Genomic DNA, 9,845 nt, shown 5'->3' with positions numbered 1-9,845 from the left:
AGCGACGGCGCGCTATTCGCGATGATAAGGGTGGTTGTTGAGGATGGAGTAGGCGCGGTAGATCTGTTCGGCCAGCATCACCCGCACCATGCCGTGCGGCAATGTCATCGCCGACAATTGCAGCAGCACGTCGGCGCGCTGCTTCAGCTCTTGCGATAGGCCGTCGGCGCCGCCGATGACGAACACCACGTCGTCGCCGCCGGCCATCCATTCCTTCAATCCCTCTGCCAGCTTGACCGAGGTCCAGTTCTTGCCGCGCTCGTCCATCACCACCAGCCGCGCGCGCGGCGGGATGGCGGCAATCAGCCGCTCGTGCTCGGCGGCGATGCCCTTCTCGGCGGTGACGCCGCCGCCGCGCTTCTCCGGCTTGATCTCTTTCAGTTCCAGCGTGATGTCGCGGCCGAAGCGCTTGGCGTAATCGGTATAGGCCTCGTCGACCCAGCGCGGCATCTTGGTGCCGACGGCGAGTATGGTGATTTTCATCGGGAAGGGCTTGTGCGGAGGAGGAAAAACGAAAGGGCGGGAAGAACCCGCCCTTGTTCGGTCAGCTTATACCGCCGACCACGGTTTGGCGGCGCCCAGCGCGAAGCTCGGCTTCTGGCCGCCCCACAGCGCCTCGATGTCGTAGTAGTCGCGCACGGCGGGCAGCATCACATGCACCACCACGTCGCCGGCGTCCACCAGCACCCACTCGCCGCTTTCGTGGCCTTCGCTGCCGACGATGTCCACGCCGGCTTCCTTCAGTTTCACCTGCACGCTGTTGGCCAGCGCCTTCACTTGGCGGTTGGAGTCGCCGGTGGCGACGATCATGCGTTGGAACAGCGAGGTGAGCTCGCTGGTATCCAGTTCGATGATGTCCTTGCCCTTGACGTCTTCCAGAGCCTCTACGGCCAGTTTGCTGATTTCTTGAATTTCCATGATTCCTTTTCCTGTGCCGGTACATAGCAGGCACAGGCGCCGGCAAGAGGTACCAAAAAGAGCGGGTGGGGCGGTGCCCTACCGGTATAGCCGCTGCCGGCGGATGTAAGCCAGCACGGCGGGATCGATCAGACCTTCCACCGGCTCGTCGGCGGCCAGCTGGGCCCTCAGGCGGGTGGCGGACAGATCGAGCGGCGGGAGGGCCAGGGGGCGGATTGTACCGGAAGCCGTTCGATTTGAAAAATCAGATACTTGGCGGGCCTGCCACTCTTGGCGGACTTCGGGGGGGAGGGCGGCCGGATCGAAGCCGGGCCGCATCGCGACGGCGAGGTTGGCGAGGCGGAACAGCTCGCGCCAATCCTTCCACGAGGACAGCGCCGCCAGCGAGTCGCCGCCGACCAGAAACCACAGCTCGGCGGCTGCGCCCAGTTCGGCGCGCAGTTCGCGCAGCGTGTCCACGGTATAGGCCGGGCGGTGGCGGCGGATCTCGCGCTCGTCCACCGTCAACCTGGCGTCGGCGGCGATGGCCAGCTTCACCATGTCCAGGCGTTGCGCGGCGCTGGCGCGCGGCCCTTCCTGCCTATGGTAGGGTTGGCCGGCGGGGATCAACCTGACTTCGTCGAGCGCCAGTTCGTCGGCGAAGGCGCGCGCCATGCGCAGGTGGGCATGGTGGACGGGATCGAAAGTGCCGCCGAACACGCCGACGCGGGCGTTCATGCCGCCGGCGCTTCCTCGTCGCCGTAGCCGTTGATCACCATTTCCAGCCGGCCGGTGGACGGGTGGATCACCATGCCGTGCACCGGAACGTCCTTGGGCATCAAGGGATGGTTGCGGATGGTCTGCACGGTGTGGCGCACGCTGTCGGACACGTTGTCGAAGCCTTTCAGCCAGCCGTCCAGGTCGATGCCGGCCGCGCGCAGGGTGGCGATGGTGTCTTCCGACACGCCGCGCTCCATCGCGTGGTTCAGCACGCGCTGCGGATCGACCGCGCGCATGCCGCAATCGCGGTGGGCGACCACGCAGATCTCGTCGGCGCGCAATTCGTACACCGCCATGATCAGGCTGCGCATCACCGAGCCCCAGGGGTGGGTGATCAGCGCGCCGGCGTTCTTGATCAGCTTGGCGTCGCCGTTCTTAAGGCCCATCGCCTTGGGCAGCAGCTCCACCATGCGGGCATCCATGCAGGCGAGGATGGCCAGGCCCTTGCCGGGAAACTTGTCGGTCTTGTATTGCTCGTATTCGCGGTTTTCCACGAAGGCGCGGTTGTGCTCGAGCAGGGTATTCAGTCGGTCCATGGGTACGGTTTCCTGTGCGGATAGCGGGACGGATTCACCTGTGCGTCCGGCGGGCGCATAGGTGAATTCGCTCTGGAGGCTTTGCTCTATTCCGGGCGGCATGCTACCACCAGTCGGCAGAATCAGGACAGAAATTCGCGGCCGAATCGGTCTGTGCAGATGGGGGCGAAGGCGGCGATTGCAAGCAGAGTTGGTCCTCACACTAATTATACAGAGTTTGACGAATCTCCTTGCCGCGCCGGACCGGCTTGCCTAGAATCGCGCCTCCTTAAATATTACTGCTTGCTTATTCTGGAGCGTTTCGTGAACGAAAAACTGGCCAACCCGGCCCCGCTGGGCCTGATGGGCTTCGGCATGACCACCATTCTTCTCAATATCCACAACGCCGGCTTCTACCCGATCAGCGCGATGATCCTGGCGATGGGCCTGTGCTATGGCGGCCTGGCGCAGATCGTCGCCGGCATCATGGAGTTCCGCCGCGGCAACACTTTCGGCGTCACCGCCTTCCTGTCCTACGGCCTGTTCTGGCTGAGCCTGGTGCTGCTGATCGTGCTGCCCAAGACCGGCCTGGCCGACCAGACGCCGGAAGGCTATATGGGCTGGTACCTGCTGATGTGGGGCGTGTTCACGCTGTTCATGCTGGTGGGCGCCGTCAATTACCCTCGGGTCAAGCAGTTCGTGTTCGCCTCGCTGACCGTGCTGTTCTTCCTGCTGGCGGCGCGCGATTTCACCGGCAACGCGGTGATCGGCATGATCGCCGGCTTCGAAGGCATCGTCTGCGGCGCCAGCGCCATCTATCTGGCGATGGCCACCGTGCTGAACGAGCAATACGGCCGCACCGTGTGGCCGGTGGGCGCGCGCTGAAAGCGATCCGCTCCCGCATTCCGACGCCCCGCATGGGGCGTTTTTTATTGCCGGCTTAAAGTGGCTAACAAAACTCAGTTTTACGGCTGAGGCAAGGCGCGCCGACGCAGACAGTACAAGCAGTACGGCAAGTCGGCGCAACGCAGCATAAGGGGTTCTGTTAGCCGCTCTCAGTGGCGATGCCGGCCCAGCCACATCACGGCCAGCTGCACCAGCACCGCCAGGCTCAGCGCCAGCAGGAAGGCGGAGGCCGGCCGCAGCGCGTCCAGCGCGCCGGCCAGGGCCAGGCAGAAGGCGATGAAGGCGTAGAAGCCGCGCACCATGCCGCGCAGCAGGCGGATGGCGGCGGCGGGGCCGGCGCTGGCGTGGGTGAAGACGCCCAGCACGCTGGCCAGCACCGGAAACACCGCCAGCACGCCGCTGAGCGCCGGCCCCAGCCGTTGCGACAGGCTGGTGATGATCAGCACCAGCAGCGCGCCGGCCGCCATCCGCAGCGCCATGCCGGCTTCGCGGGGAAGGGGGTTCGTCGTGGCGGGGGGGGCGGGAAACAGGAAGCCGGCCAAGGGCAGGAAGGCCAGGCCCAGCATCGCCGCGGGCCACGGCGGCAGCGCCGCGGCCTGGCTGGCGGCGACGGCGAGCGCGTAGCCGGCCACGCCCAGCGGCAGGCACAGCGGCCAGCGCCAGCGCAACGCCGACCAGCTGTAGGCGATGCCGAACACCACGTTGGCGGCGGCGCCCATCGCGGAGGCCAGCGCCGCCTGGCGGGCGAAGTCCGGTCCTTGCTCCAGCGTCAGGATCAGCAGGATCGATCCGGTGATCACCGGGAAGCCGGCCAGCGCGCCGGCCACGCCCGGTCCCCATTTTCTGGCGGCGGCGCTGATCAGCCAGATCAGCGCCGGCACCAGCAGCAATTTCAACAGCAGCATCTTGATAGCCTGTTCAAAGTCTCTGGTGAGCAGCGCAGTTTTACCAGCGCGAGACATGGTCCTCGGTGACGCCGGCCAGCGCGCGCACCGCGTGGCGCGTTCCGCTGTCGGGGTCGATCAGTTCGCCGTCGAAGCGGCCCACCGGCTGCACGTAGCGGCTGGCGGCGACGATCAGGTTCTTGTCCTCGCGTCGCGCGCCTTCCGGCGTGAAGACCAGGTCCACCATGCCGTCGTCGCTGCGGATGCGCCATGGCGCCAGCGGGTTTTCCGCCTGGTAGTCGAACGTCGCCGAGCCGACGCGCCACAGCCGGCCGTCCAGCCACACCGCGTTTTCCTCGCGGCCCATATAGCCCTGCTGCAGATTGAAGCCGATGCCGGCGCCGTGGGCGCTGGCCCAGCACCAGCGCGTTTCGCGGGCCAAGAGGCCGTTGGAGTAGTCGAGCGAGGCGGTGGCGGCGGACAGATCGTAGCGTCCGGCCGCGCAGCGGGCCTCGCCGCGCGCGGGCAGGCCGCCGCTCTTGTGGGTGCTGTGGGCCAGATAATTGGCCGGCGCCACCACCGCGAGCACCGGCGGCATCGCGGAGAGGTCGATCTCCGCGTCCAGGCTCAGTTCGCGGCTGGCCACGCTCAGGCGCAGAACGTCGCCGGCGCGCTCGAAGGCGAAGCGCTTGCCGGGGAGACGGAAGCGGGCGTCGCCGAAGGCGCGGTCGGCCATGCTGACGCCGATGCCGGGCAAGCCGTTGGCGCTGGCGGCGGCCGCTACTTTTCCTTGCTTGCGGTCGAACAGATAGGCGAAGGCGGTGCCGTTCCAGCCCACGTCCACCACTGCGGCGGCGATCAGGAAATCGTCGTGGGCGAGGGCCGCGTACTGCCAGCGCTTGTGGTGCAGCTTGCGGGACAGGCGCTGCAGCGGCGTCAGCGCCAGCGCCCGCCAGCTCAGCTCGGGCACGATGCCCTGGTAGACGCCGAAGGCGGCGCGGCCATCCGGAGCGGTGAGGCGGAGCGGGGCGGAGGGCAGGGTGGGCATGGCGAGGCACCGGTAGGGGGATGCGATCGAGTCTAGCGGAATCCGACCGTCATGGCAGCGCGCTACAATTGTTTAACATTGCGCACAATTGCGCGCATGCCATTTCGCATCGTTCGCGGCTATCATAAGCCCTATGATGAAAAGCCGCCTGCTGTTCGCGTTGCAGAAGCCGCCCCGTGCGGAAAGCCTGGATGAACCCTTTCGTCATGGCGAATGGGTGCAATTGTTCAACATTGCGCGCGGCTTTGCCGATGCCGGCTTGATCCGTTCGCGGCTGCCATGAGCTTCGCGAAGAAAAGCCTGCTGTGCGCGCTGCTGGCCTCCACGCTGGCCCAGCCGCTGACCGTCCGCGCCGATCTGCCCGATCTGGGCGAGATTTCCGACGCCTCGCTGTCATTGTCCGACGAGGCGCGCATCGGCCGCGACGCGCTGCGCGCGATGCGGGAAGCCGGCGACGTGGTGGACGACCCCGAGGTCAACGCCTACCTGAACGGCATCGGCGGCCGGCTGGCCGCGGCGGCCGCGGTGCCGGGCGTCCATTTCACCTATTTCTGCGTCGCTGATCCCGGCATCAACGCTTTCGCCATGCCCGGCGGCTATGTCGGCATCAATATCGGCCTGATGCTGGCCTCCCAGAGCGAAGGCGAGCTGGCCGCCGTGCTTGGACACGAAACCGCTCACGTCGCCCAGCGCCACATCGCGCGGATGCAGGCGGCCAACAGCGCCACCAGCCCCTTGCTGCTGCTGGGCACCATCGTCGCCGCCGCGTTGGCGGCCAAGGCCGGCAGCGGCGAGGGCGCGATGGGCGCGGTGTCGGCCGGCATGGGCCTGTCCATTTCCCGCCAGCTGGCGTTCTCGCGCGATTTCGAGCGCGAGGCGGACCGCGTCGGCATGCAATACATGGGCGCCGCCGGCTTCGACGTGCGCTACATGGCGTCCTTCTTCCAGCGGCTGGAGCAGGCCAGCCGCTACAGCGACAACACCGCCTACGCCTTTTTGCGCACCCACCCGGTGACGCTGGAGCGGATCAGCGAGGCGCAGAACCGCGCGCTGGACTACCCGGTGCGGATGCGCGCCGACAGCGTCGACTACCTGCTGGTGCGCGAGAAGCTGCGCACGCTGACCATGTCGCCGGAAGAGGCGGTTTCCCATTACGACAGCGCGCTGCAGCGCGGCTTGTTCCTCAGCGAAGGCGCAAATTGGTATGGCCTGGCGCGCGCCAAGTTGCTGCAGCATGACCGCAAGGGCGCCAGCGAGGCCTTGGCCAAGGCCCGCGCCAAGCTGCCGGACAATCCGATGCTGTACGGGCTGGAGGTGGAGATCGCCCGCGACGGCCGCGACTGGGCCGCCGCCACCCGCGCCGCCAGCGAGGGCCTGTCGGTTTTCCCGCGCAGCGAGTCGCTGCAACTGGCCCAGCTGGACGCCGCGCTGGACGGCGGCGACCGCAAGGCCGCCCAGGCGCAGTTGCGCCAGCTGCTGGACAACCGGCGCGACGATCCGGCGCTGTATCGGCGCGAGGCGAAGCTGTACGCCGACAAGGACCCGCTGCGTTACCACGCCGCCTTGGGCAATGCGTTCTATTACGAACAACGCTACGGCGCGGCGCTGGAGCAGTACCAGCTGGCCGGCAAGGCCAAGGGCGACGACTTCTACTTGAGATCCATGCTGGAAGCCCGTCTGCGCGAGGTGGAGAAGCTGGCCAAGGAGGAGCGCAAGGCTGCGCGGAATTGAAACAATTGTTTCAGGATCGCGTTGTTTATCGCAAAAAAACAACATGATGCGGCGCAACATCCGTTTTTTTCGCGACTTCCAGCTGTCTTAGCTGTCGACGGCTATTCCTTTGCGAATCCATCCAGTCGTACACTGGCGTGGTCGCACGATGCTCATTCGAAAATGAACATTTTTATTTGCGAAACTGTTCGTTTATAATCGCAAATCAAATCATTGGCTCGCTTCCGAGCCGATAGCATAAACGCGGGGCCGGCCGGTTCGAGACTCGGTCCCCGAAGTCACCCGCTGTGAGGACCAGAGATGGCTGCAACTTTCCCTGACGATATCGATCCGTTGGAAACCCAGGAGTGGACTGAAGCGCTGGAATCGGTGCTGGACAACGAAGGCGCAGAACGCGCGCACTTCCTGCTGGAGACCATGGTCGAGCGCACCCGCCGCCGCGGCGCCCACCTGCCGTTCGATGCCACCACCGCGTACCAGAACACCATCCCGGTTGGCAAAGAAGCCAAGTCCCCGGGCAACCACGAGATGGAGCATCGCATCCGCTCGATCAACCGCTGGAACGCGGCCGCCATGGTGCTGCGCGCCGGCAAGAAGGATCTGGAGCTGGGCGGCCACATCGCGTCCTTCCAGTCCTCCGCCACGCTGTACGACGTCGGTTTCAACCATTTCTGGCGCGCCCAGAATGAAAACCAGGACGGCGACCTGATCTACTTCCAGGGCCACATCGCCCCGGGCGTGTATTCCCGCGCCTTCATGGAAGGCCGCCTGACCGCCGACCAGATGGACAACTTCCGCCAGGAAGTGGACGGCAAGGGCCTGTCCTCCTATCCGCACCCATGGCTGATGAAGGACTTCTGGCAGTTCCCGACCGTATCCATGGGCCTGGGCCCGCTGATGGCCATCTACCAGGCCCGCTTCCTGAAGTACCTGGAAAGCCGCGGCCTGGCCAAGACCATGGGCCGCAAGGTGTGGTGCTTCTGCGGCGACGGCGAGATGGACGAGCCGGAATCGCTGGGCGCCATCGCCATGGCCGCCCGCGAAGGCCTGGACAACCTGGTGTTCGTGATCAACTGCAACCTGCAGCGCCTGGATGGTCCGGTGCGCGGCAACGGCAAGATCATTCAGGAACTGGAAGGCGACTTCCGCGGTTCCGGCTGGAATGTGCTGAAAGTGATCTGGGGCTCCCGTTGGGACCCGCTGTTGGCCATGGACACCAAGGGCCTGTTGAAGAAGCGCATGGACGAGTGCGTGGATGGCGACTACCAGACCTTCAAATCCAAAGACGGCGGCTACGTTCGCGAGCATTTCTTCGGCAAGTACCCGGAGCTGCGCGAAATGGTGGCCAACATGTCCGACGAAGAGGTGTGGAACCTCAACCGCGGCGGCCATGACCCGCACAAGGTGTATGCGGCCTACCACGAGGCCACCCACAACGCCAACGGCCGTCCGACCGTGATCCTGGCCAAGACCATCAAGGGTTATGGCATGGGCGCGTCCGGCGAAGCCAAGAACATCGCCCACCAGGCCAAGAAGATGGACCTGGACAGCCTGCGCAATTTCCGCGACCGCTTCGGCATCCCGGTGTCCGACGAGGACCTGCCGAACGTGCCGTACTACCTGCCGGCCGAAGACAGCCCGGAAATGAAGTACATGCGCGAACGCCGCGCGGCGCTGGGCGGCTACCTGCCGGCCCGCAATCCGGTCAACCAGCCGCTGGCGGTGCCGGAACTGTCCGCCTTCGACGCGCAGCTGCAAGCGTCGGGCGACCGCGAGTTCTCCACCACGATGGCCTTCGTCCGCATGCTGGGCACCATCATGAAGGACAAGAACATCGGCAAGCGCGTGGTGCCGATCGTGCCGGACGAGTCCCGCACCTTCGGCATGGAAGGCATGTTCCGCCAGTACGGCATCTGGTCCACCCAGGGTCAGAACTACGTGCCGCAGGACCATGACCAGCTGATGTTCTACAAGGAATCCAAGGACGGCCAGATCCTGCAGGAAGGCATCAACGAGCCGGGCGCGATGGCCGACTGGATCGCCGCGGCGACCAGCTACGCCAACAGCAGCCAGCCGATGATTCCGTTCTACATCTACTACTCGATGTTCGGCTTCCAGCGCATCGGCGACCTGGCCTGGGCGGCTGGCGACATGCGCGCCCGCGGCTTCCTCTTGGGCGGCACCGCCGGCCGCACCACGCTGAACGGCGAAGGCCTGCAGCACGAAGACGGCCACAGCCACATCCAGGCCGGCCTGATCCCGAACTGCATCAGCTACGACCCGACCTTCGCCTACGAGCTGGCCGTGATCGTGCAGGACGGCATGCGCCGCATGTACGCCGAGCAGGAAGACGTCTTCTACTACCTGACCCTGATGAACGAAAACTACGTTCACCCGGCGATGCCGGCAGGCGCGGAAGAGGGCATCCTGAAGGGCATGTACCTGCTGCAGGACGGCGGCGATGCCAAGGTCAAGGTGCAGCTGATGGGCTCCGGCACCATCCTGCGCGAAGTGATGGCCGCGGCCGACCTGCTGAAGGCCGACTTCGGCATAGCCGCCGACATCTGGAGCGTGACCTCCTTCAACCAGCTGCGCCGCGACGGCATGGAAGCCGAGCGCCACAACCTGCTGAACCCGACCGCCGAGGCCCGCGCCTCCTACGTCGAGCAGCAGCTGGCCGCCCGCAACGGCCCGGTGATCGCCGCGACCGACTACATCCGCAACTACGCCGACCAGATCCGCGCCTACGTGCCGGGCCGCTACGTCGTGCTGGGCACCGACGGCTTCGGCCGCTCGGACAGCCGCGCCAACCTGCGCTCCTTCTTCGAGGTGGATCGCTACCACGTGGCTCTGGCGGCCCTGTCCGCTCTGGCCCGCGACGGCAAGATTGACGGCGCCAAGGTGGCGGAAGCCATCGCCAAGTACGGCATCAAGACTGACAAGCTGCCGAGCTGGAAGGTGTGATTCCAGGATGGAAGCCCCGGCCCAGGCCGGGGCCTTCCGTCTTTGCAAGGCAAGCGAATCTGTAGCGGATATCCGGCGGAACGCCCCGAGAGGGGCTTCCGCCCTACGAATGGAAAGCTC

General features: G+C 65.9%; 10 protein-coding genes. 4 read left to right on the top strand and 6 right to left on the bottom strand.

All coding sequences use genetic code 11. The annotated features are described in order from the left end of the window. Nucleotides 1-12: 12 nt before the first annotated feature. The 4 genes from rlmH to BKX93_RS12780 form a co-directional block, all read right to left on the bottom strand. Entirely contained in the window at nt 13-483 is a 471-nt protein-coding gene (rlmH, locus tag BKX93_RS12795; RefSeq protein ID WP_021475653.1) for a 23S rRNA (pseudouridine(1915)-N(3))-methyltransferase RlmH, read from the bottom strand. A 66-nt stretch (nt 484-549) separates the two neighbouring features. Further along, the gene (gene rsfS / locus BKX93_RS12790; protein WP_021475654.1) at nt 550-918 is read right to left on the bottom strand and encodes a ribosome silencing factor; all 369 of its coding nucleotides are present in this window, start codon (nt 916-918) and stop codon (nt 550-552) included. Between the two features lie 78 nt (nt 919-996). Beyond that, nucleotides 997-1,635: a nicotinate-nucleotide adenylyltransferase gene (gene nadD, locus BKX93_RS12785; protein WP_046159027.1), complete on the bottom strand. Its 639-nt coding sequence runs from the start codon at nt 1,633-1,635 to the stop codon at nt 997-999. Continuing rightward, nucleotides 1,632-2,213, bottom strand: coding sequence for a beta-class carbonic anhydrase (locus BKX93_RS12780; protein ID WP_046159026.1), 582 nt, complete (start codon nt 2,211-2,213; stop codon nt 1,632-1,634). The genes nadD and BKX93_RS12780 overlap by 4 nt, the downstream gene beginning before the upstream one ends. A 303-nt stretch (nt 2,214-2,516) precedes the next feature. Between BKX93_RS12780 and BKX93_RS12775 the strand changes: the two genes are divergently transcribed. After that, nucleotides 2,517-3,077, top strand: a complete 561-nt coding sequence (locus tag BKX93_RS12775) for an acetate uptake transporter (protein WP_070980099.1) — start codon at nt 2,517-2,519, stop codon at nt 3,075-3,077. A gap of 170 nt (nt 3,078-3,247) precedes the next feature. Here BKX93_RS12775 and BKX93_RS12770 read toward each other — a convergent pair whose 3' ends face one another. Then, nucleotides 3,248-4,003: a hypothetical protein gene (locus BKX93_RS12770; RefSeq protein WP_046159024.1), complete on the bottom strand. Its 756-nt coding sequence runs from the start codon at nt 4,001-4,003 to the stop codon at nt 3,248-3,250. Nucleotides 4,004-4,043: 40 nt separating this feature from the next. Beyond that, nucleotides 4,044-5,030, bottom strand: a complete 987-nt coding sequence (locus BKX93_RS12765; RefSeq protein WP_070980098.1) for a DUF2804 domain-containing protein — start codon at nt 5,028-5,030, stop codon at nt 4,044-4,046. 133 nt (nt 5,031-5,163) lie between these two features. On the opposite strand from BKX93_RS12765, the gene BKX93_RS25145 reads away from it, so the two are divergent. The 3 genes from BKX93_RS25145 to aceE all read left to right on the top strand — a co-directional run bounded on the left by BKX93_RS25145 (nt 5,164) and on the right by aceE (nt 9,725). Continuing rightward, the gene (locus BKX93_RS25145; RefSeq protein ID WP_160300463.1) at nt 5,164-5,313 is read left to right on the top strand and encodes a hypothetical protein; all 150 of its coding nucleotides are present in this window, start codon (nt 5,164-5,166) and stop codon (nt 5,311-5,313) included. After that, nucleotides 5,310-6,761, top strand: a complete 1,452-nt coding sequence (locus tag BKX93_RS12760) for a beta-barrel assembly-enhancing protease (RefSeq protein WP_046159022.1) — start codon at nt 5,310-5,312, stop codon at nt 6,759-6,761. The genes BKX93_RS25145 and BKX93_RS12760 overlap by 4 nt, the downstream gene beginning before the upstream one ends. Nucleotides 6,762-7,061: 300 nt before the next feature. Beyond that, nucleotides 7,062-9,725, top strand: a complete 2,664-nt coding sequence (aceE, locus tag BKX93_RS12755) for a pyruvate dehydrogenase (acetyl-transferring), homodimeric type (protein WP_046168855.1) — start codon at nt 7,062-7,064, stop codon at nt 9,723-9,725. The last annotated feature ends 120 nt before the right edge of the window (nt 9,726-9,845 follow it).

Origin of the sequence: Chromobacterium vaccinii, assembly GCF_001855275.1 — a bacterium.
Taxonomy (GTDB): domain Bacteria; phylum Pseudomonadota; class Gammaproteobacteria; order Burkholderiales; family Chromobacteriaceae; genus Chromobacterium; species Chromobacterium vaccinii.
The sequence above is the reverse complement of the archived record's forward strand: the minus strand, read 5'-3'. Positions and strand labels throughout refer to the sequence as shown.